We start from the raw sequence: 20,810 nt of genomic DNA, 5'->3' as shown, positions 1-20,810 counted from the left end.
AAGGATTACAAAACGTTACTTTATCGTAAATGGCGGTTTTTGTCGCTGATTGCGAAGTGATAACAATGAGAGTGATTAAGAACTAAACATCAGAGGGGGGTGACAAGAAGAGATGGTGCATCCGGGAGGATGCACTCGGCTGCGCCTTGCCCTACGGGCCGTTGCTAAAGCAACGTTATCCTCCCTGGTGCTTGCGATTATCTCGCCGACCATGAAATAACAGTATGGCTGCTATCTCGGAGAATATGGTGCATCCGGGAGGATTCGAACCTCCGACCGCTCGGTTCGTAGCCGAGTACTCTATCCAGCTGAGCTACGGATGCATCAGGATTTACTGCTGTTACTGCTGATACTCAGTATTGCTTCATAAGCAACACAAAGTAAAAGATGGTGCATCCGGGAGGATTCGAACCTCCGACCGCTCGGTTCGTAGCCGAGTACTCTATCCAGCTGAGCTACGGATGCATCGAGATTTACTGCTGTTACTGCTGATACTCAGTATTGCTTCATAAGCAACACAAAGTAAAAGATGGTGCATCCGGGAGGATTCGAACCTCCGACCGCTCGGTTCGTAGCCGAGTACTCTATCCAGCTGAGCTACGGATGCATCAGGATTTACTACTGTACTACTCGATACTCATATCACTTCGAAAGCAATATGAAGTAATAGATGGTGCATCCGGGAGTATTACTCGGCTGCGCCTCGCCCTACGGGTCGTTGCTAAAGCAACGCTATCCTCCCTGGTGCTTGCGATTATCTCGCAGAACATGAAACAACAGTTTAACTGCTATCTCGGAGAATATGGTGCATCCGGGAGGATTCGAACCTCCGACCGCTCGGTTCGTAGCCGAGTACTCTATCCAGCTGAGCTACGGATGCAAAATGGCGGTGAGGCGGGGATTCGAACCCCGGATGCAGCTTTTGACCGCATACTCCCTTAGCAGGGGAGCGCCTTCAGCCTCTCGGCCACCTCACCACACAACGCCTCTTTCGAGTGCTTCGAGTAACTCGTTAAAAGCTTCTCGTCGCTGCGTGGCGCATATATTACTTTCTGGGACCTATAAGTCAAACAATTTTCCACAAGCTTTTATCGTTTGCACAAATCACAGGCAATTCGCATGTAAAACCCGCAAAGAGGGTGTTTTATAAACGGATTTTGCAGGCCTGCTGGCAGTTATGTAGGGGTATAAAAGGGATGGCGGACAGAGAAAGGGTGTGACAGAAGGTTAAAAAGAGAGCAATTGAAATCGAACGGTAACTTTTGACAAGGAATATATCAGGAGGGTTGCGTCTCGCCAGACAGCGAGACGCGATAATATCAGTAACTGGACTGCTGGGATTTTTCAGCCTGGATACGCTGGTAGATCTCTTCACGATGAACAGAGACTTCTTTAGGGGCGTTCACACCAATACGTACCTGGTTGCCCTTTACCCCTAAAACTGTCACGGTGACCTCATCCCCAATCATGAGGGTCTCACCAACTCGACGAGTCAGAATCAGCATTCTTTGCTCCTTGAAAGATTAAAAGAGTCGGGTCTCTTGTATCCCGGCATTATCCATCATATAACGCCAAAAAGTAAGCGATGACAAACACGTAATGTGTAGGTAGTCACGGCATCACAATCTGTTAAACGTAAGTTTAGCCGATATACACAAACTCAACCTGACTTTATCATTATCGATAGCGTAGAGCGCAGTACGCCATAACGGTGTCGTTATGGCGTCTGTGTACGCTTTGTAATTATTACAGTTTAGAACTTACCCAGCTTTCAACACTGGCCAGCGCCGCTGGAAGAGCTGCTGCGTCTGTACCACCGGCTTGCGCCATGTCCGGACGACCACCGCCTTTACCGCCCACTTGCTGAGCGACCATACCAATCAGTTCCCCTGCTTTCACACGATCGATCACGTCCTTAGATACGCCCGCAATCAGAGAAACCTTACCTTCCGCTACCGTTGCCAGAACGATGATGGTTGAACCGAGCTGGTTCTTCAGATCGTCGACCATGGTACGAAGCATTTTCGGCTCAACGCCAGCCAGTTCGCTGACCAGCAGTTTGACGCCGTTAATCTCAACCGCTTTGCTGGAGAGGTTTGCGCTCTCGGCAACGGCGGCCTGTTCTTTCAGCTGCTGCAGCTCTTTTTCCAGCTGACGGGTACGTTCCATCACGCTGCGCACTTTCTCGCCCAGGTTCTGGCTGTCGCCCTTCAGCAGCTGCGCGATGTCGTGCAGCTGATCGCTCTCTGCATGCAGAAGCGCAATCGCGCCTTCGCCGGTGACCGCTTCGATACGACGCACGCCTGCCGCCGTACCGGATTCGGACACAATGCGGAACAGACCGATGTCACCCGTACGGCTGGCGTGCGTACCGCCACACAGCTCGGTGGAGAAATCGCCCATGCTCAGTACGCGTACGCGTTCGTCATACTTCTCACCGAACAGGGCCATTGCGCCTTTGTTCTTCGCCGCGTCGAGATCCATGATGTTGGTTTCGATCGGCAGGTTACGACGGATCTGGGCATTCACCAGATCTTCCACCGCACGGATTTCCGCCGGTTTCATCGCTTCGAAATGGGAGAAGTCAAAGCGCAGCACTTTGTCGTTTACCAGCGAGCCTTTCTGCGCAACGTGCGTGCCCAGAACCTGGCGCAGCGCGGCGTGCATCAGGTGCGTCGCGGAGTGATTCAGACGGATACGTGCGCGGCGTGCTTCGTCAACGATAGCCTGAACGCCCTCGCCCACTTTCAGCATGCCGGATGCCAGCGTACCCTGATGGCCGATTGCCTGACCGTATTTCTGCGTGTCGTTCACGGTAAAGCTGAAATCACTGCCCTTCAGCTCGCCTTTATCGCCAACCTGGCCGCCTGATTCTGCGTAGAACGGGGTTTTGTCCAGAACCACAACCGCAGACTGGCCCGCGCTGATGCTGTCCACGGCCTTGCCGTCAACAAACAGGGCAGTCACTTTGCCGTTGGTTTCGAGATGCTCGTAACCTTCGAATTCGCTGCTGCCATCAACGCGGATCATCGCGTTGTAGTCGGCACCAAAACCGCTGGACTCACGCGCGCGGCGGCGCTGTTCTTCCATGGCGGCTTCGAAGCCCGCTTCGTCAACTTTAATGTTGCGCTCGCGGCAGACGTCAGCCGTCAGGTCAACCGGGAAGCCATAGGTGTCGTACAGACGGAAGGCGGTTTCGCCATCCAGGGTATCGCCTTTCAGCTTCGACAGTTCGTCGTCCAGCAGGGCCAGACCACGTTCCAGAGTACGGGCAAACTGCTCTTCTTCGGTTTTCAGAACCTGTTCAACCTGCGCCTGCTGACGTTTCAGTTCGTCGCCAGCTGCGCCCATCACGCCAACCAGTGGCCCAACGAGTTTGTAGAAGAAGGTGTCCTTCGCGCCCAGCATATTGCCGTGACGGATAGCACGACGAATGATACGGCGCAGCACGTAGCCACGGTTTTCATTCGACGGGATCACGCCGTCAGCAATCAGGAAGGCACAGGAACGGATGTGGTCGGCAATAACGCGCAAGGATTTGTTGCTCAGGTCGGTTGCGCCGGTCACTTCGGCAACAGACTTAATCAGGGTGCTGAACAGATCGATGTCGTAGTTGGAGTTGACGTGTTGCAGTACTGCGGCAATACGCTCCAGACCCATACCGGTATCCACGGATGGCTTAGGCAGCGGCTCCATGGTGCCGTCGATCTGACGGTTGAACTGCATGAAGACGATGTTCCAGATCTCAATGTAACGGTCGCCGTCTTCTTCTGCACTGCCCGGAGGGCCGCCCCAGATGTGATCGCCATGATCGTAGAAGATTTCGGTACACGGACCGCATGGGCCGGTGTCACCCATCTGCCAGAAGTTGTCAGACGCGTACGGAGCGCCTTTGTTATCGCCGATGCGAATAATGCGTTCGCGCGGGATACCCACTTCTTTTTCCCAGATCTCATAGGCTTCGTCATCGGTTTCGTAGACGGTAACCCACAGACGCTCTTTCGGCAGGTTGAACCAGTTTTCACCGGTCAGCAGTTCCCATGCGTACTGGATAGCGTCATGTTTGAAATAGTCGCCGAAGCTGAAGTTACCCAGCATTTCGAAGAAGGTGTGGTGACGTGCGGTGTAACCGACGTTTTCCAGATCGTTATGTTTACCGCCCGCACGCACGCAGCGCTGCGAGGTGGTTGCGCGAGAATAATTACGCTTGTCGAGACCCAGGAAGACATCCTTGAACTGGTTCATCCCGGCGTTGGTAAACAGTAAAGTTGGATCGTTGTTCGGTACCAGGGAGCTGCTGGCAACAACCTGGTGTCCCTTACTATGGAAAAAATCGAGAAACGCCTGTCGGATCTCAGCGGTGCTCTTGCTCATAATTATCCTGAAATCAAGCTAACGAAATGTCACAGCCGGTCACTACACAATCTTTGTTGGACGGACCAGCTACTGAAAAAAGTGGGAATAAGATAAGTTTTCTTTAAAGGGAAGTAAAATCCCGCATGCGTTCAATCGGTAAAATTACGCCAGATATCCTGAATATCCTCCATCAGGAAGCCGCGATAAAGCAAAAAGCGCTGGATTTTGACTTTTTCTGAAAACTCACGCGGCAAAGGTTCCCCATACTTCCGGACAGCCTGTTCCCGCGCCAGCTCGCACCAGTCAATCTCGCATTCACGCATCGCCTTTTCGCTGGTTTCACGCGGGATACCTTTTTGATTAAGCTCCTGGCGGATGCGCGCCGGACCGTAGCCTTTCCGGCTGCGGCTGGCGATGAAGCGTGAGACAAAACGGGTATCGTCCAGATAGCTGTGCTCATAGCACCAGGCAACGACCCGATCGTAATCTTCTGCCGTGGCATCGATAGCCTCTGGCCCGTTTTTGCTCATTACCGGCGCGGCGAGTTTGCGGCGCAGTTCCTGCTCGCTGTGGTCACGAACAGCAAGAATGCGTACCGCCCGATCCAGCAGACGGTTATAAGCCGGACGACGTGCTGTGGATTCATTCATAGATAAACCTGCTGCAATAAAAGCAAAAATTAAAAAGCAAAAAGGGCCGCACTAAGCGACCCTTGTTTATTACATCTGTTTATCAGAAATCTTCGTTGGTTTCTTCAACGCCTTCGCCATCAACAGCGAACTGCGGTTTAGAATCCTGGTTGCTGAGCAGAAGCTCACGCACCTTCTTCTCGATCTCTTTAGCTGCCGCCGGGTTCTCTTTCAGCCAGGAGATAGCGTTCGCTTTACCCTGACCAATCTTGTCGCCGTTGTAGCTGTACCAAGCGCCCGCTTTTTCAATCAGCTTCTCTTTCACGCCCAGGTCAACCAGTTCGCCGTAGAAGTTGATACCTTCGCCGTAGAGGATCTGGAATTCAGCCTGTTTAAACGGTGCAGCAATCTTGTTCTTCACAACCTTCACGCGGGTTTCGCTACCCACCACGTTCTCACCGTCTTTCACGGCACCGATACGGCGGATATCCAGACGCACGGAGGCGTAGAACTTCAGCGCGTTACCACCGGTGGTGGTTTCCGGGTTACCGAACATCACACCAATCTTCATACGGATCTGGTTGATGAAGATCAGCAGCGTGTTGGACTGCTTCAGGTTACCGGCCAGCTTACGCATCGCCTGGCTCATCATACGTGCCGCGAGGCCCATGTGAGAGTCACCGATTTCACCTTCGATTTCTGCTTTTGGCGTCAGTGCTGCAACGGAGTCGACGATGATTACGTCTACTGCGCCAGAGCGCGCCAGCGCGTCACAGATTTCCAGTGCCTGCTCACCGGTATCCGGCTGGGAGCAGAGCAGGTTGTCGATATCAACACCCAGTTTACGTGCGTAGACCGGATCCAGCGCGTGCTCAGCATCGATAAAGGCACAGGTTTTGCCTTCGCGCTGTGCAGCCGCCACAACCTGTAAGGTCAGGGTGGTTTTACCGGAGGATTCTGGCCCGTAGATCTCTACGATACGACCCATAGGCAGGCCGCCAGCACCCAGTGCAATATCCAGAGAAAGCGAACCGGTGGAGATAGTTTCTACATCCATGGAACGATCTTCACCCAGGCGCATGATGGAACCTTTACCGAATTGCTTTTCGATCTGGCCCAGTGCTGCCGCCAACGCTTTCTGTTTGTTTTCGTCGATAGCCATTTTTTCCTCTCATGCCGGGTGAAACAACTGCGCTTCACCTTGGATTTCTGTTCTGTTGCAGCAATTATACTGTATGCTCATACAGTATCAAGTGTTTTGTAGAAATTGTTGCCAGAGCGTTTTTAACGCATAAACGGTGGCCTGACGACGCACGCTTTCGCGGTCGCCGCTGAAGCATTCCCGACGGGTAACGCCCTCGCCCTGCGCCGTCGCAAAGCCAAACCAGACCGTCCCGACAGGCTTTTCCGCGCTGCCGCCGTCCGGCCCGGCGATGCCACTAATAGAGATAGCATAGTCCGCCCGGGCGGCACGCAGGGCGCCAATCGCCATCTCAATGACGACCGGTTCGCTGACCGCGCCATGTTCGATGAGGGTGGGTTCACGGACGCCAATCATCTGCGCTTTTGCTTCATTACTGTAGGTGACAAACCCGCGTTCAAACCAGGCGGAACTGCCGGCAATATCGGTGATGGCTTTTGCCACCCACCCGCCGGTACAGGACTCCGCCGTAGTGACCGTCGCACCGCGCTGTTTCAGCGCCTGCCCTACCCTCTCACTGAGCTGCATCAATTCATGGTCAGTCATAGCGTTTTGACTCCTTAAAAACGTGCAGCACAAGATAGCACTTTAGTCGGTAGATATGAGGGTGAGGTGAAGGTTTTACGAGGGCGCTTCAGAAAAAAATTAAGCAGGCCGAGCGGTTAAGAATAAAAAGTGAGTGGAACAACGCCACTCACTTTTTCGCCAGGAAGAGACAGTATTAACTGAACGGCGATGCCGCCCGCGCCTGCGCCACGGCCAGCCCCAGCTGCCAGACCGCCATCGCGTAGTGCGTGCTGTGGTTATAGCGGGTGATGGTGTAGAAGTTCGGCAGACCGTACCAGTACTGATAGCCAGTGCCGATATCCAGACGCAGCAGGCTGACCTTTTGGTTACCGCTCAGCGGCTGCTGCGGCATTAACCCTACGGCCGTCAGCTGTGCCGGGGTATAGCTGGTTTTAAAGCCGTTCTCCAGCCCTGGCGCCTGGCCGTTAGCCATTACAGCCACCGGCTGACCTGGCGTCCAGCCATGCTCTTTGAAGTAGTTGGCGACGCTGCCAATCGCATCTTCCGGATCCCACAGGTTGATGTGCCCGTCCCCGTTGAAATCAACCGCATACTGCTTATAGGAAGACGGCATAAACTGGCCGTAGCCCATGGCACCGGCAAAGGAGCCCTTCAGATCAAGCGGGTCGTCCTGCTCGTCGCGCGCCATCAGCAGGAACGTTTCCAGCTCGGAGGAGAAGTACTCTGCCCGGCGCGGGTAGTTAAAGGAGAGGGTCGCCAGCGCATCCAGAATGCGGGTTTTGCCCATCACGCGGCCCCAGCGTGTTTCTACCCCGATAATCCCGATGATAATCTCCGGCGGCACGCCGTAAACCTGCTGGGCGCGGGTCAGCGCGTCCTGATACTGGTTCCAGAACGCCACGCCATTCTGCACGTTGTCCGGGGTAATAAACTGGTTGCGATAGCGTAACCAGGCCCCGTTCGGCCCGGCCGGTGGCTGGGTGGTCGGGGCCTGACGATCCATCAGTCGCAGCACGTAATCCAGACGTTTCGCCTGGGAGAGGATCTCCTGCAGCTGGGCTTTATTAAAGCCGTGCTTGCTCACCATTTTGTCGATGAACTGTTCCGCCGCGGGATTGTTGGCAAAGTCGCCCCCCATCTGCATCACATTATGCTGGGGTTCCAGCAGGAAGCCGCCGGACAGTACGCCCGCCGTTTGTTGCTGGACCTCTTCGGTCTTAGGTTTGCTGCTGCAGGCAGAGAGCAGGATAAGCGCAGGCAGTATGGCTGCGTAACGACGCTTGAGCATGAGACATCCATTCAACGAATTCGATAAGTGGCAAGTATGGTAAAGCATCCGGGACACCTCAAGGAAGAGATGCGAACCCGCAGGGCAAAATCTTTACGCTGCCTAAAGACAAATTCGTCCTCTTCTCAACCACGTCCCTCTCGCCTTTCCTATTATCTTTCAAAATAATCCATTTTTCTTTCATTGTGAGATCTGTTTAACACTTTAATACCTTTCAAAGTGATTATTATTGACCCGTCAGAGATGAACTCACCCTACAGGAGAAAACAATGATAGAAACCATCACCCACGGCGCCGAGTGGTTTATCGGGCTGTTTCAGAAAGGTGGCGAGGTCTTTACCAGCATGGTCACCGGGATCCTGCCGCTGCTGATCAGCCTGCTGGTGATCATGAATGCATTGATCAACTTTATTGGTCAGCATCGGATCGAAAAACTGGCCCAGCGCTGCGCCGGTAATCCGGTCTCCCGCTATTTGCTGCTGCCCTGCATCGGCACCTTCGTGTTTTGTAACCCGATGACCCTGAGCCTCGGGCGCTTTATGCCCGAGCGCTACAAGCCGAGCTACTACGCCGCGGCGTCCTACAGCTGCCACTCGATGAACGGCCTGTTTCCGCACATCAATCCCGGCGAGCTGTTCGTCTATCTGGGGATCGCCAGCGGGCTGACTACTCTCGGCCTGCCGCTCGGCCCGCTGGCGGTGAGTTACCTGCTGGTCGGCCTGGTGACCAACTTCTTCCGCGGCTGGGTGACCGATCTCACCACCGCCATTTTCGAAAAGAAAATGGGCATCCAGCTTGAACAGAAAGTCCAGCTTGCAGGAGCCACAGCATGACCCGTATCCGGATTGAAAAAGGCGTGGGCGGCTGGGGCGGCCCGCTGGAGCTCGACGCGACCACTGAGAAGAAGATCGTCTATATCACCGCAGGCACCCGTCCGGCGATTGTCGACAAGCTGCGCGAACTCACCGGCTGGGACGCGGTGGATGGCTTTAAGGAGGGCGAGCCGCCGGAAGCGGAGATCGGCGTGGCGGTGATCGACTGCGGCGGTACCCTGCGCTGCGGCATCTACCCGAAACGGCGCATTCCCACCGTCAATATCCATTCAACGGGCAAATCCGGCCCGCTGGCGCAGTATATCGTGGAGGACATTTACGTCTCCGGGGTGAAAGAGGAGAACATCACCCTGGCAGAGGGTGCCGCCCCGGCGAAGAAGAGCGCGCCGCGCGAGTATGACACCAGTAAAAAGATCACCGAGCAGAGCGACGGCCTGCTGGCGAAAGTCGGGATGGGGATGGGCTCTGCGGTGGCGGTACTGTTCCAGTCCGGGCGCGACACCATCGACACGGTGCTGAAAACCATCCTGCCGTTTATGGCCTTCGTCTCGGCGCTGATCGGCATCATCATGGCCTCCGGCCTGGGAGACTGGATCGCCCACGGCCTCGCCCCGCTGGCCAGCCATCCGCTCGGGCTGGTGACCCTGGCGCTGATCTGCTCCTTCCCGCTGCTGTCGCCGTTCCTCGGCCCAGGGGCGGTGATCGCCCAGGTGATCGGCGTGCTGATTGGCGTGCAGATTGGGCTCGGCAATATTCCCCCGCACCTCGCCCTGCCCGCGCTGTTTGCCATTAATGCCCAGGCCGCCTGCGACTTTATCCCGGTGGGGCTGTCGCTGGCCGAAGCGCGCCAGGACACCGTGCGCGTCGGCGTTCCTTCCGTGCTGGTGAGCCGCTTCCTGACCGGCGCGCCAACCGTACTGATTGCCTGGTTCGTCTCTGGCTTTATTTATCAATAAGAGGACTTCGTGATGACCGTGATTTACCAGACCACCATTACCCGCATTGGCCAGAGCGCCACGGATGCCCTGAGCGACCAGATGCTGATCACCTTCCGTGAAGGGGCGCCGGCGGATATCGAGGAGTTCTGTTTTATCCACTGTCACGGCGAGCTAAGCGGCGAGCTCCGGCCGGGCAGCCAGCTCACGCTGGGCGACGCGCGCTATCCGGTGACGGCGGTGGGTGATGTCGCAGAGCAAAACCTGCGCGAGCTGGGGCATATCACCCTGCGTTTTGATGGCCAGACCGCAGCGGAATACCCGGGCACCGTGCACGTTGCCGGGCCGGTTCCGCAGGCGGTGGCAGCCGGTTGTGTACTGAAATTTGTGGCGTAATTAAAGGAGAGAAACATGGAACAGGTTGCAGTTGTCATTGGCGGGGGACAAACCTTAGGGGAATATCTCTGCCGCGGGCTGGCCGCAGAAGGGTATCGCGTGGCGGTGGTGGACATTCAGAGCGAAAAAGCCGCCCGGGTCGCCAGCGAGATCAACCAGGAATTTGGTGAAGGCAAGGCGTACGGCTTTGGCGCCGACGCCACCAGTGAGCAGAGCGTAATGGCGCTGTCGCACGGGGTGAATGAGATCTTTGGCCGCGTCGATCTGCTGGTGTACAGCGCCGGGATCGCCAAAGCGGCGTTTATCAGCGACGTGGAGCTGGGGGATTTCGATCGCTCATTGCAGGTGAACCTGGTGGGCTACTTCCTCTGCGCCCGGGAGTTCTCGCGTCTGATGATCCGCGACGGTATCGCCGGGCGCATCATTCAGATCAACTCTAAATCCGGCAAGGTGGGCAGCAAGCACAACTCCGGCTACAGCGCGGCCAAGTTCGGCGGCGTGGGGCTGACCCAGTCTCTGGCGCTGGATCTGGCGGAGTACGGCATTACCGTGCACTCGCTGATGCTGGGCAACCTGCTGAAGTCGCCGATGTTCCAGTCCCTGCTGCCACAATATGCCACCAAGCTGGGCATCGAGGCGGATCAAGTGGAGCAGTATTACATTGACAAAGTGCCCCTGAAGCGCGGGTGTGACTATCAGGACGTGCTGAATATGCTGCTGTTTTATGCCAGCCCGAAAGCCTCCTACTGCACCGGACAGTCGATTAACATCACCGGCGGGCAGGTGATGTTCTGAGTTTATTCCCCTCTCCCACAGGGAGAGGAAGATTAATCGTAGGCCGGGCAAGCGAAGCGCCGCCCGGCAATTAAGGAGCTGATATGGTCACCACTCTCATCACCGTCGCCGTTATCGCCTGGCTGTGCCAGCTGGCGCTCGGCGGCTGGCAAATCCACCGCTTTAACCGCGCCTTCGACGCCCTCTGCCAGAAAGGCCGCGTGGGCGTGGGCCGCTCCGGCGGGCGCTTTAAACCGCGGGTGATTGTCGCCATTGCGCTGGACGATAATCACCGGGTCTGTGACTCATTGATGATGCGTGGGCTGACGGTCTTTGCCCGACCGGTGAAAATTGCAGCGATTAACGGCACGGCGCTGCAGGAATTAGAGCCTGATGTGATCTTTCCCAATGATTCACTCTGTCAGGATGCACTATCATTAGCGCTTAAATTGAAACATGGATAATTTCGTTCTGAACGCTATAAGCTTGCGAAATTATCATTTCGCAACCTGAGGAACTCAACGCCTATGAAACCCCGTCAGCGGCAGGCGGCCATTCTTGACCATCTGCAAAAGCAGGGAAAGTGTTCGGTTGAGGATCTGGCCCACTACTTTGACACCACCGGCACCACGATCCGCAAAGATCTGGTGATCCTGGAGAATTCTGGGGCGGTGATCCGCACCTATGGCGGCGTGGTGCTGAATAAGGACGAGGCCGATCCGCCTATCGATCATAAAACCCTGATCAACACCCACCAGAAGGCGTTAATCGCTGACGCGGCGGTAAAGTATATCCATGACGGTGACTCCATTATCCTCGATGCGGGCAGTACGGTGCTGCAGATGGTGCCGATGCTGAGCCGCTTTAATAACATCACGGTAATGACCAACAGCCTGCATATCGTCAACGCCCTGTCCGAATTCGACAACGAACAAACCATCCTGATGCCCGGCGGCACCTTCCGTAAAAAATCCGCCTCCTTTCACGGCCAACTGGCGGAGAACGCCTTCGACCATTTCAGCTTTGACAGGTTGTTTATGGGCACCGACGGTATCGACCTCAACGCGGGTGTTACCACCTTCAACGAGGTGTTCAGCGTCAGCAAAGCGATGTGCAACGCCGCCCGGGAAGTGATCCTGATGGCCGACTCGTCGAAGTTTGGCCGTAAAAGCCCGAATATTGTCTGTAGCCTTGAGAGCGTCGATAAGCTGATCACCGACGCGGGTATCGATCCGGCGTTCAAAAAAGCGCTGGAAGAGAAAGGAATCGAAGTGATTGTAACCGGAGAGAGAGATGAGTGATTTTCTGTTAAACGCGGGTCGTCAAACCCTGATGCTGGAACTGCAGGAGGCCAGCCGCCTGCCGGAACGTCTGGGTGAGGATTTCGTTCGTGCGGCAAACACCATTATTCAGTGCGAAGGTAAAGTGATCGTCGCGGGCATCGGCAAGTCCGGGCATATCGGCAAGAAGATTGCCGCGACCCTGGCCAGCACCGGCACCCCGGCCTTTTTCGTCCATCCGGCCGAGGCCCTGCACGGCGACCTGGGGATGATAGAAAGCCGCGACGTGCTACTGTTTATCTCCTACTCCGGCTCGGCGAAAGAGCTGGATCTGATCCTGCCCCGCCTGCAGGAAAAATCGGTTGCACTGCTGGCGATGACCGGAAAATCCCGCTCGCCGCTGGCGCTGGCCGCCACAGCCACGCTGGATATTTCGGTGGAGCGCGAAGCCTGCCCGATGCATCTGGCCCCGACCTCCAGCACCGTCAATACCCTGATGATGGGCGATGCGCTGGCGATGGCGGTAATGCAGGCCCGCGGCTTTAATGAAGAAGATTTTGCCCGCTCTCATCCGGCAGGTGCGTTGGGCGCGCGTCTGCTGAATAAAGTGCATCACCTGATGCGCACTAATGAGGCGATCCCGCAGGTGAAGCTGAATACCAGCGTGATGGATGCGATGCTGGAGCTGAGCCGTACCGGGCTCGGCCTGGTGGCGGTTTGCGATGACGACAACCAGGTGAAAGGCGTCTTCACCGACGGCGACCTGCGTCGCTGGCTGGTGGGCGGCGGCAAACTGGACGTTAATGTCAGTAGCGCCATGACCACTGGCGGCCTGACGCTGAATGCTGAAAGCCGCGCCATAGAAGCCAAAGAGCTGCTGATGAAGCGCAAAATCACCGCCGCCCCGGTGGTGGATGAAGCGGGCCGCCTGTGCGGCGCCATCAACCTGCAGGATTTCTACCAGGCAGGCATCCTCTAACCCTTCAGACCCAGACGTTTCGCCAGCCGGTGCAGGTTGGCGACGTCGGTCTCCAGCGCCCTCGCGCTCGCCGCCCAGCTGCGGCTGTTCTGCTCCAGTGCCCGGCTAATCATCTGGCGCTGGAACGCTTCCGTCGCCTCACGCAGGTTCTGATTCACCACCAGCGGGGTTTCCGGCGTCACCGCAGGGGCGCTTTCATCATGCAGGGCAAAATGCTGCGCGTGGATCACCACGTCATCCCCGAGCCGCGCGGCCCGGGCCAGCACTACCGCTCGGTGAATGGCATGTTCCAGCTCGCGCACGTTGCCCGGCCAGCCGTAGCTCAGCAGGTGCGCCCGGGCGCCGGGGCTGAGCACCACCCGGGATAACCCCATCCGCAGCCGACACTGTTCGCAGAAATAGCCCGCCAGCAGCACCACGTCCTCGCCCCGCTCGCGCAGCGGCGGCACCGAAAGCGGGAAAACGCTCAGACGATGGAACAGGTCAGCACGAAAGTTCCCGGCCAGCACCTCTTCGCGCAGGTCGCGGTTGGTGGCCGCCAGCACCCGCACGTCGACCCGCAGGCTACGGTCGTCGCCCACCCGCTGGATATCCCCGTACTGCAATACACGCAGGAGCTTGGCCTGCAATGCCAGCGACAGCTCGCCAATCTCATCGAGGAACAGGGTGCCGTTATCGGCCATTTCAAACTTGCCGCTGCGGTTGCTGATGGCTCCGGTAAAGGCCCCTTTGACGTGGCCGAACAGCTCGCTCTCCGCCACGCTCTCCGGCAGGGCGGCGCAGTTGAGGTAGACCAGCGGATTGACCGCCCGCGGTGAGGCCTCATGGATGGCTTTCGCCACCAGCTCTTTCCCGGTCCCGGTTTCGCCCTCGATCAGCACGTTCAGGTCGGAGGCGGCGACAATCTCAATCTCTTTTTTCAGACTCATCATGCCCGGCGACAGGCCGATCATCTCGGTGTTTTTCACCTGCTCAAACACCGCCGGGCCCGCGGGCAGGCTGTTCTGGCTCTCCAGCTGCTCAATGAGCAGGGCATTGTTCAATGCCCCTGCGGCGAGAGCGGCGATCAGCCTCAGCTCTTCGTCGCTGAAGGTATCAAACTGATCCGGCGACATGCCGTCAAGGGTCAGAGCGCCAATCAGGTTCTGCCCGGCAAACAGCGGCAGGCCGATACAGGCATGCACCTTCAGGCTCTCCTGGCCGGGGATCAGCCCGTCGTAGGGATCGGGCAGGTCGCTATCGGCCGGGAAGCGCACCACATCCCCGGCGCGGGCAATAGTCTCCAGCCGTGGGTGGCCCTCCAGGGTAAAGCGCCTTCCCAGCACGTCCTGCGCCAGGCCGTCGATCGCCAGCGGGATAAATTGCCGCCCTTCGTAGCGCAGCAGCGCCGAGGCATCGCAATCCAGGACGTGACGCAGGGTGGAGATCAGCCGCTGAAAACGATCCTGATGCCCGATGCCGCTCTGCAATTCAATGGCGATTTTCGCCAGCACCTCTACAGAAAAACTCATTCTCGCCTCACTGTCATTTTGACAATACATCTTGTCATATTGACTATATCAATGACAGTCAAATTGACTACCCATCAGGAGTTATTATTTTATAAACCATTAAAAATCAATAAGTTATAAAGTTGGCACGCAACCTGCAATTACCATTACATCTTTCGTTTAATTTCGCTGTATTAAGTTGAGGTTGCTATGTCTATTCTGGTTAAAAACAATATTCATTGGGTTGGTCAACGTGACTGGGAAGTACGTGATTTTCACGGAACGGAATACAAAACGCTGCGCGGCAGCAGCTATAACAGCTATCTCATCCGGGAAGAAAAAAACGTGCTGATCGACACCGTTGATCATAAATTCAGCCGTGAGTTCGTGCAAAATCTGCGCAGTGAAATTGACCTGGCCGATATCGACTACATCATCATTAACCATGCTGAAGAAGATCACGCCGGTGCCCTGACCGAGCTGATGTCCTGCATCCCGGACACTCCGATCTACTGCACCAATAACGCCATCGACTCCATCAATGGTCATCACCACCATCCGGAGTGGAATTTCAACGTGGTGAAAACCGGCGACTCACTGGATATCGGCAACGGCAAACAGCTTATCTTCGTTGAAACCCCGATGCTGCACTGGCCGGACAGCATGATGACCTACATGACCGGCGACGCCGTGCTGTTCAGTAACGACGCCTTCGGCCAGCACTACTGCGACGAACGACTGTTCAACGACGAAGTGGATCAGGCCGAGCTGTACGAGCAGTGTCAGCGCTACTACGCCAACATCCTGACCCCGTTCAGCCGTCTGGTTACGCCAAAAATTACCGAAATCCTCGGCTTCAACCTGCCGGTGGATATGATTGCGACCTCCCACGGTGTGGTATGGCGTGAGAACCCAACCCAGATCGTCGAGCAGTACCTGAAGTGGGCGGCGGACTATCAGGAAGATCGCATCACCATTTTCTACGACACCATGTCCAACAACACCCGCATGATGGCCGACGCGATTGCTCAGGGCATCAATGAAGTGGACCCAAATGTGGCGGTGAAAATCTTTAACGTGGCACGCAGCGACAAGAACGACATTCTGACCAATGTCTTCCGCTCCAAAGGCGTGCTGGTGGGCACCTCCACCATGAACAACGTGATGATGCCGAAAATTGCCGGCCTGGTGGAAGAGATGACCGGCCTGCGCTTCCACAACAAACGCGCCAGCGCCTTCGGCTCCCACGGCTGGAGCGGCGGTGCGGTTGACCGTCTCTCAACCCGTCTGCAGGACGCGGGCTTTGAAATGTCGATGAGCCTGAAGGCGAAATGGCGTCCGGATCTGGACGCGCTGGAAATCTGCCGCCAGCACGGCCGCGACATTGCACGTCAGTGGGCGCTCGCTCCTCTGCCAGAAGCGACCGCTAAAGCCACCCCAGAGCAGGAAGCCTGCGCCTGTGCCGCCGCAGCCGCCGCCGACCTCGGCCCTTGCATGCAGTGCAGCGTCTGCCAGTGGATCTACGATCCGGCCCTCGGCGAACCGCTGCAGGATGTCCAGCCGGGCACACCGTGGAGCGACGTCCCAGATAACTTCCTGTGCCCGGAATGTTCCCTCGGTAAAGACGTCTTTGACGAACTGGCATCGGAGGCAAAATGAGCCACGGCATTGTGATTATCGGCTCGGGCTTCGCCGCCCGCCAGTTGGTAAAAAATATCCGTAAACAGGATGCGAACGTCCCGCTGACGCTGATTGCCGCGGACAGCATGGATGAATACAACAAGCCTGACTTAAGCCACGTGATCAGCCAGAGTCAGCATGCAGACGACCTCACCCGCCAGACGGCGGGGGAGTTTGCCGAACAGTTTAACCTGCGCCTGTTCCCTTACACCTGGGTCACCGACATTGATGCCGCAGCGCACGTGGTTAAAGGGAAAGACCAGCAGTGGTCGTATGACAAACTGGTTCTGGCCACCGGGGCCGCAGCCTTTGTGCCGCCGGTTCCGGGCCGCGAGCTGATGCTTACCCTCAACAGCCAGATGGAGTACCGGGCCTGCGAAACCACGCTGCGTGACGCCCAGCGGGTGATGATTGTCGGCGCGGGGCTTATCGGCAGCGAACTGGCGATGGATTTTTGCCGCGCCGGGAAAGCGGTCACCCTGGTTGACCATTCCGCCAGCATTCTGTCGGCGCTGATGCCAGCCGAAGTAAGCAGTCGCTTACAACACCGGCTGACCGATATGGGCGTGCATTTGCAGCTGAAATCCCAGCTGCAAAGCCTGACCAAAACCGATACCGGCATCTGCGCCCTGCTGGATCGTGACCGCTGTATCGAAGTGGATGTGGTGATTGCCGCCACCGGCCTGCGTCCGGAGATCGGACTGGCTCAGCGTGCGGGGGCAGAAACCCACCGCGGCGTGAAGGTCGACAGCTATCTGCAAACCACCCAGCCGGATATCTATGCCCTGGGTGACTGCGCCGAAATTAACGGTCAGGTGCTGCCCTTCCTGCAGCCGATCCAGTTAAGCGCCATGTATCTGGCGAAGAACCTGCTCGGAGCCAACACGCCATTGAAACTGCCTGCGATGCTGGTGAAGGTGAAAACGCCGGAACTGCCGCTGCATCTGGCAGGCGAAACTCAGCGCCAGGACCTGAACTGGCAGATCGCCATCGAACCCCAGGGGATGGTGGCGAAAGGAGCGGACAGCGAAGGCAATTTGCGCGCCTTCGTGGTCAGTGAAGATCGCATGAAGGAGGCCTTTGCCCTGCTGAAATCATTATCTGTTTAACCCTCAAACTCTTGCTCTACTCGTTGTATGCTTGTCCGATTTTGCCTTTCGCAGCCCCGGTGCCCCGGGGCTTTTTTAATGCGGAACAGCTGTCAAACCCTGTCCTGTTTTAATCCCTGTTTACGGCCTACTCTGTTGCGGTACTCGTCAGCCGGAGACCGCCAATGAAAAACTTCACCCAGGAACTTAACTATCTTGCTGCCTGGTTCAGACAGGCAAAGAAACATGAACGTATTCTCTTTCGCTGGCTCTATCTCAGCCCGGAAGCGCGCATCGAGCGGTTGCGCGAATTGATGCTGCCTGTCAGTCAGATCAAGCACTGATTGCCCGGCGGCGCTACGCTTGCACGGGCCTACAGCGTCCCGTAGGCCGGGTAAGCGAAGCGCCCCGTAGGCCGGGTAAGCGAAGCGCCACCCGGCAAAGCAGCCAGCACCCGTCCCGTAGGCCGGGTAAGCGAAGCGCCACCCGGCAAAGCAGCCGGCACCCGTCCCGTAGGCCGGGTAAGCGAAGCGCCACCCGGCAAAACGTTTATTATCGCGCAAAAAGCCCTACACTCTTAGCAACGCCTTTGTCAGGGATGCCGCCATGCGCCAGATCCAGAAAATCCGCCAGTACCAGCGGCTCGCCGTGCATTACGGTTTAAGCGCCAGACTCACCACCATCGCCGAGGTGGCGGAAGTCGCCCTGTGCAGCGAACGCCACGCCCGCACGCTGTTACGCCAGCTGGCGGAAAGCGGCTGGTTAAGCTGGAAGGCGCAGCCGGGGCGCGGGCATCGCGCCACCCTGCACTGCCTGGTGACCACCAGCGAACTCAGCGCCCCGCTGATGCACGCCTGCCTGGAGAAAGGTGATTATCAGAGCGCCCTCCAGCTGGCGGACGGCGATCCGGCCAGCCTGCATCACATCATCACTCCGTTTCTCGGCGGCAAATGGCTCAAGCATCAGCCAACGCTGCGCATTCCCTGGTATCGCCCGCTCACCTCCCTGCATCCGGCGCTGCATCGTCGGCGCGCCGAGCAGCATATTATCTGCGCGGTCCACGCCGGGTTAACCCGTTATGAACCGGGTCAGGCACAGCCGGTGGCCGATCTGGCGCACCACTGGGCCTGCCCTGAGGACGGACTGCGTTGGCATTTTTACCTGCGCAGCGGCGCTCACTGGCACAACGGTCAGCCGCTGAGCGACGACGATATTCTGAGTGCGATGCAGCTGCTGCTGGCCGATCCGGCGCGCAATAGCGGGCTGATGCATATCGACACGGTCACCCTCGTCGCCCCCTGGTGTCTGGCGGTGTATCTGCATGCCCCGGATGCGCTGCTGGCCCATCGCCTCGCCCATCCGATCTGCCGTCTGCCGCACCCCCGGCAACCGGAGGTCGGCGCCGGGCCGTTCGCCATTGCCCGTCATCACTCGCATTTTCTGCGCCTCGAGCGCCAGCCCTGGTACTTTGCCGCCCATCCGTTGCTGCACGCCATTGAGTTCTGGCGCACCGGCACGGTAACCGATAAACCGGCATGGATCACGGTAGGGAAAGGCAGCGCCCCGCAGGAAGCGGTGACCTCAACCAGCGGCGGTTTTGCCTGGCTGATGGTGAATGCAACATTGCCCAAAGCGCTGGCCGCGTATCTGCGCCAGACCGCCCTGACCCTCAACCAGCAGCGCTTTGGCCGGCGTGAAGATCTGCAGATCCACACTGAAATCCTCCCCGGGCTACAGGTGCCCAGCCTGCCCGCGCCCGCTGATATCAACCTGCCGCCCCGGCTGAAACTGGTGTGCTACAACACGCCTGAACTGCGCGAGCTGGCTGAAAGCTGGCGGCACCAGCTACAGCCGCACGGCTGTGAGCTGCACACCGAGTGGAAAGATCGTGATGGCTGGTATGCCCCCGATACGCTGGCGGACGCCGATCTGCTGCTGGGGGATCATCTGGCAACCGGAATGGCAGCCTTTGCGCTGGCAGAATGGTTTATCTATGAACCCGCCTGGGCCACGGCGCTGGGCGAGGCGGGCTGGGGGACCGCGAAACAGCAGCTGATGCAAAACAGCGACAGCGAAGCGCATTTTCACGCCCATCTGACGCCCTTTTTCCAGCGCCTGCTGGCGGAGGGCCGATGCACGCCATTGTTCCATTATCGCTACCGGATCAACGCCCTGGAAAACGTGCAGGATATGGTGCTGACCGCAGGCGGCTGGCTCGATTTTACCCGCGCCTGGCTGCCTCCGGCGGCGGCATTATGATCGGCGGTGCGGGCCGGGGATCACCGAATCACGCAGGATCAGCTCCCCGGCAAAGGTCTGCTGGAAGGTGAACTCCCCGCCGTCGAGCATAAAGATCAGGCGGCTGATGGTCTCTTTCACCATCTCCGTCACCGGCACGCGCACGCTGGAAAGCGCGGGCACCACGTAGGGCGCCATGGCAATATCATCGAAACCCACCACCGAAACCGCCCTTGGCGCGGCGATCCCGCGGTCGTGGAGCTGCTTAATAGCGCCGATCGCCATGTCGTCGTTGCTCGCTACCAGCGCGGTAAAACTCTCCCCGCGCGCCAGCAGCGTCGCCACCCCTGCCGCCCCGCTGGCCGGGGTCCATTTGCCCTCGACAATCAGCGATTCGCGTAGCGGAATGCGGTGTGCAGCAAGCGCGTCCTTGTAGCCGGAAAGACGTTCAATCCCGGTGGGGGAGTCCAGCGATCCGGTGATAAACGCGATATCGCGGTGGCCCTGTTCGATGAGGGTCGATACCGCCGCCTGGCTGGAGGCTTTATGATCCGACCAGACGCAGTGGCTGCTGTTTTTGCGCAGGCGACGGTTGAGCACCATCACCGGCTGCTCGTGCTTCTGGATGATCTCATCCATCTCATCGACGCTGAGAAAACGCGGGTAGATAATGATCGCATCACAGCGCATATCGAGCAGATACTGAATCGCCTCCCGCTCTTCATCGGCGCTGTGCTTGCCATCAGCAAGGATCAGCTGACGCCCTCTCTCCTCGGTCATTCTGGCGGCGTGGAACAGCAGCTCGCTGAAATAGACCCCGTGATAAAGGGTGTTAGTCACTACCAGCCCGAGGGTTTGCGTGCGTTTGGTGGCCAGGTTGCGCGCCAGTAAATTGGGGCGGTAGCCGCTCTCTTCAATCGCCTGAAAAACCCGGTCTTTTGTCTCCTGGCTCACGTAGCCATTGCCTGAAAGCACCCGGGAAACCGTCGCCTTCGAGACCCCTGCCCGCTTCGCCACTTCCAGCATCGTGGTCATCAATCTGTTCCGTCTTAATCCAGTGAGCGGCAGTGTACTGCACCGCGTAAAAATTGTCGCAGCGTGGATCGCACGCTTTT

General features: G+C 57.5%; 19 protein-coding genes and 5 tRNA genes. 11 read left to right on the top strand and 13 right to left on the bottom strand.

Translation table 11 applies throughout. The features are described from left to right. Positions 1-246 precede the first annotated feature (246 nt). The 11 genes from LRS40_RS11990 to mltB all read right to left on the bottom strand — a co-directional run bounded on the left by LRS40_RS11990 (position 247) and on the right by mltB (position 8,002). Positions 247-323 (bottom strand) — tRNA-Arg (locus LRS40_RS11990). A 65-nt stretch (positions 324-388) separates the two neighbouring features. Further along, positions 389-465: transfer RNA gene (locus LRS40_RS11985), tRNA-Arg, on the bottom strand. 65 nt (positions 466-530) lie between these two features. Further along, a tRNA-Arg gene (locus LRS40_RS11980) sits at positions 531-607 on the bottom strand. Between the two features lie 196 nt (positions 608-803). Further along, positions 804-880: transfer RNA gene (locus tag LRS40_RS11975), tRNA-Arg, on the bottom strand. Between the two features lie 4 nt (positions 881-884). Then, a tRNA-Ser gene (locus LRS40_RS11970) sits at positions 885-977 on the bottom strand. Positions 978-1,319: 342 nt separating this feature from the next. Beyond that, positions 1,320-1,505: a carbon storage regulator CsrA gene (gene csrA / locus LRS40_RS11965; RefSeq protein ID WP_000906486.1), complete on the bottom strand. Its 186-nt coding sequence runs from the start codon at positions 1,503-1,505 to the stop codon at positions 1,320-1,322. A gap of 241 nt (positions 1,506-1,746) precedes the next feature. Then, positions 1,747-4,374, bottom strand: a complete 2,628-nt coding sequence (gene alaS, locus LRS40_RS11960) for an alanine--tRNA ligase (protein ID WP_231313773.1) — start codon at positions 4,372-4,374, stop codon at positions 1,747-1,749. A 131-nt stretch (positions 4,375-4,505) separates the two neighbouring features. Further along, positions 4,506-5,006 carry a recombination regulator RecX gene (recX, locus tag LRS40_RS11955; RefSeq protein WP_142486887.1) on the bottom strand — a complete coding sequence of 167 codons (501 nt, stop codon included), beginning with the start codon at positions 5,004-5,006 and terminating at the stop codon, positions 4,506-4,508. Between the two features lie 82 nt (positions 5,007-5,088). Beyond that, positions 5,089-6,147 carry a recombinase RecA gene (recA, locus tag LRS40_RS11950; protein WP_142486888.1) on the bottom strand — a complete coding sequence of 353 codons (1,059 nt, stop codon included), beginning with the start codon at positions 6,145-6,147 and terminating at the stop codon, positions 5,089-5,091. A gap of 87 nt (positions 6,148-6,234) precedes the next feature. Then, positions 6,235-6,732, bottom strand: a complete 498-nt coding sequence (gene pncC, locus LRS40_RS11945; protein WP_142486889.1) for a nicotinamide-nucleotide amidase — start codon at positions 6,730-6,732, stop codon at positions 6,235-6,237. A 175-nt stretch (positions 6,733-6,907) separates the two neighbouring features. Further along, positions 6,908-8,002, bottom strand: coding sequence for a lytic murein transglycosylase B (gene mltB / locus LRS40_RS11940; RefSeq protein ID WP_231313772.1), 1,095 nt, complete (start codon positions 8,000-8,002; stop codon positions 6,908-6,910). Positions 8,003-8,271: 269 nt separating this feature from the next. Here mltB and srlA point away from each other — a divergent pair, with 269 nt between their 5' ends. The 7 genes from srlA to gutQ all read left to right on the top strand — a co-directional run bounded on the left by srlA (position 8,272) and on the right by gutQ (position 13,199). Beyond that, a complete protein-coding gene (gene srlA, locus LRS40_RS11935) occupies positions 8,272-8,835 on the top strand; it encodes a PTS glucitol/sorbitol transporter subunit IIC (RefSeq protein ID WP_156264509.1) in 564 nt (187 codons plus the stop codon). Then, on the top strand, positions 8,832-9,791 hold the full coding sequence (locus LRS40_RS11930) for a PTS glucitol/sorbitol transporter subunit IIB (protein WP_231313771.1): 960 nt from the start codon (positions 8,832-8,834) through the stop codon (positions 9,789-9,791). Before srlA ends, LRS40_RS11930 begins: the two co-directional genes overlap by 4 nt. A 12-nt stretch (positions 9,792-9,803) precedes the next feature. Then, complete coding sequence (gene srlB / locus LRS40_RS11925) at positions 9,804-10,166, top strand: PTS glucitol/sorbitol transporter subunit IIA (protein WP_231313770.1); 363 nt, start codon at positions 9,804-9,806, stop codon at positions 10,164-10,166. 15 nt (positions 10,167-10,181) lie between these two features. Beyond that, positions 10,182-10,961, top strand: coding sequence for a sorbitol-6-phosphate dehydrogenase (gene srlD, locus LRS40_RS11920; protein ID WP_142486894.1), 780 nt, complete (start codon positions 10,182-10,184; stop codon positions 10,959-10,961). A gap of 83 nt (positions 10,962-11,044) precedes the next feature. After that, positions 11,045-11,404 carry a transcriptional regulator GutM gene (gene gutM / locus LRS40_RS11915; protein ID WP_103180888.1) on the top strand — a complete coding sequence of 120 codons (360 nt, stop codon included), beginning with the start codon at positions 11,045-11,047 and terminating at the stop codon, positions 11,402-11,404. A 63-nt stretch (positions 11,405-11,467) separates the two neighbouring features. Next, positions 11,468-12,241 (top strand): DNA-binding transcriptional repressor, encoded by a 774-nt coding sequence (locus LRS40_RS11910; protein ID WP_156264513.1) that lies wholly within the window; start codon positions 11,468-11,470, stop codon positions 12,239-12,241. Continuing rightward, complete coding sequence (gene gutQ / locus LRS40_RS11905; protein ID WP_142486897.1) at positions 12,234-13,199, top strand: arabinose-5-phosphate isomerase GutQ; 966 nt, start codon at positions 12,234-12,236, stop codon at positions 13,197-13,199. The genes LRS40_RS11910 and gutQ overlap by 8 nt, the downstream gene beginning before the upstream one ends. On the opposite strand, the gene norR is transcribed toward gutQ, so the two are convergent. Further along, positions 13,196-14,710 carry a nitric oxide reductase transcriptional regulator NorR gene (gene norR, locus LRS40_RS11900; RefSeq protein WP_142486898.1) on the bottom strand — a complete coding sequence of 505 codons (1,515 nt, stop codon included), beginning with the start codon at positions 14,708-14,710 and terminating at the stop codon, positions 13,196-13,198. The genes gutQ and norR overlap by 4 nt on opposite strands. 189 nt (positions 14,711-14,899) lie before the next feature. Here norR and norV point away from each other — a divergent pair, with 189 nt between their 5' ends. The 4 genes from norV to LRS40_RS11880 all read left to right on the top strand — a co-directional run bounded on the left by norV (position 14,900) and on the right by LRS40_RS11880 (position 19,716). Beyond that, entirely contained in the window at positions 14,900-16,348 is a 1,449-nt protein-coding gene (gene norV, locus LRS40_RS11895; protein ID WP_231313769.1) for an anaerobic nitric oxide reductase flavorubredoxin, read from the top strand. Next, positions 16,345-17,478: an NADH:flavorubredoxin reductase NorW gene (norW, locus tag LRS40_RS11890; RefSeq protein ID WP_142486900.1), complete on the top strand. Its 1,134-nt coding sequence runs from the start codon at positions 16,345-16,347 to the stop codon at positions 17,476-17,478. Before norV ends, norW begins: the two co-directional genes overlap by 4 nt. A gap of 164 nt (positions 17,479-17,642) precedes the next feature. After that, positions 17,643-17,801, top strand: coding sequence for a hypothetical protein (locus LRS40_RS11885; protein WP_185902386.1), 159 nt, complete (start codon positions 17,643-17,645; stop codon positions 17,799-17,801). 262 nt (positions 17,802-18,063) lie between these two features. Next, positions 18,064-19,716, top strand: a complete 1,653-nt coding sequence (locus tag LRS40_RS11880) for an SgrR family transcriptional regulator (protein WP_231313768.1) — start codon at positions 18,064-18,066, stop codon at positions 19,714-19,716. Here the strand turns inward: LRS40_RS11880 and LRS40_RS11875 are convergent. Beyond that, on the bottom strand, positions 19,711-20,730 hold the full coding sequence (locus tag LRS40_RS11875; protein WP_231313767.1) for a LacI family DNA-binding transcriptional regulator: 1,020 nt from the start codon (positions 20,728-20,730) through the stop codon (positions 19,711-19,713). The two genes, LRS40_RS11880 and LRS40_RS11875, sit on opposite strands and share 6 nt — an antisense overlap. Positions 20,731-20,810 lie beyond the last annotated feature (80 nt).

The sequence above is a fragment of the Leclercia sp. G3L genome (assembly GCF_021117075.1).
Classification (GTDB): Bacteria; Pseudomonadota; Gammaproteobacteria; order Enterobacterales; family Enterobacteriaceae; genus Enterobacter; species Enterobacter adecarboxylatus_C.
This window is presented reverse-complemented; position numbering and strand designations above follow the sequence as displayed.

Excerpts from the sequence above, each read along its gene's own strand:
- norW (WP_142486900.1), top strand. The coding sequence starts at position 16,345 with ATGAGCCACGGCATTGTGATTATCGGCTCGGGCTTCGCCGCCCGCCAG.
- norV (WP_231313769.1), top strand. The coding sequence starts at position 14,900 with ATGTCTATTCTGGTTAAAAACAATATTCATTGGGTTGGTCAACGTGAC.
- srlD (WP_142486894.1), top strand. The coding sequence starts at position 10,182 with ATGGAACAGGTTGCAGTTGTCATTGGCGGGGGACAAACCTTAGGGGAA.
- LRS40_RS11875 (WP_231313767.1), bottom strand. The coding sequence starts at position 20,730 with ATGACCACGATGCTGGAAGTGGCGAAGCGGGCAGGGGTCTCGAAGGCG.
- csrA (WP_000906486.1), bottom strand. The coding sequence starts at position 1,505 with ATGCTGATTCTGACTCGTCGAGTTGGTGAGACCCTCATGATTGGGGAT.
- srlA (WP_156264509.1), top strand. The coding sequence starts at position 8,272 with ATGATAGAAACCATCACCCACGGCGCCGAGTGGTTTATCGGGCTGTTT.
- recA (WP_142486888.1), bottom strand. The coding sequence starts at position 6,147 with ATGGCTATCGACGAAAACAAACAGAAAGCGTTGGCGGCAGCACTGGGC.
- mltB (WP_231313772.1), bottom strand. The coding sequence starts at position 8,002 with ATGCTCAAGCGTCGTTACGCAGCCATACTGCCTGCGCTTATCCTGCTC.
- gutM (WP_103180888.1), top strand. The coding sequence starts at position 11,045 with ATGGTCACCACTCTCATCACCGTCGCCGTTATCGCCTGGCTGTGCCAG.
- LRS40_RS11885 (WP_185902386.1), top strand. The coding sequence starts at position 17,643 with ATGAAAAACTTCACCCAGGAACTTAACTATCTTGCTGCCTGGTTCAGA.
- recX (WP_142486887.1), bottom strand. The coding sequence starts at position 5,006 with ATGAATGAATCCACAGCACGTCGTCCGGCTTATAACCGTCTGCTGGAT.
- alaS (WP_231313773.1), bottom strand. The coding sequence starts at position 4,374 with ATGAGCAAGAGCACCGCTGAGATCCGACAGGCGTTTCTCGATTTTTTC.
- srlB (WP_231313770.1), top strand. The coding sequence starts at position 9,804 with ATGACCGTGATTTACCAGACCACCATTACCCGCATTGGCCAGAGCGCC.
- LRS40_RS11880 (WP_231313768.1), top strand. The coding sequence starts at position 18,064 with ATGCGCCAGATCCAGAAAATCCGCCAGTACCAGCGGCTCGCCGTGCAT.
- pncC (WP_142486889.1), bottom strand. The coding sequence starts at position 6,732 with ATGACTGACCATGAATTGATGCAGCTCAGTGAGAGGGTAGGGCAGGCG.
- LRS40_RS11930 (WP_231313771.1), top strand. The coding sequence starts at position 8,832 with ATGACCCGTATCCGGATTGAAAAAGGCGTGGGCGGCTGGGGCGGCCCG.
- norR (WP_142486898.1), bottom strand. The coding sequence starts at position 14,710 with ATGAGTTTTTCTGTAGAGGTGCTGGCGAAAATCGCCATTGAATTGCAG.
- LRS40_RS11910 (WP_156264513.1), top strand. The coding sequence starts at position 11,468 with ATGAAACCCCGTCAGCGGCAGGCGGCCATTCTTGACCATCTGCAAAAG.
- gutQ (WP_142486897.1), top strand. The coding sequence starts at position 12,234 with ATGAGTGATTTTCTGTTAAACGCGGGTCGTCAAACCCTGATGCTGGAA.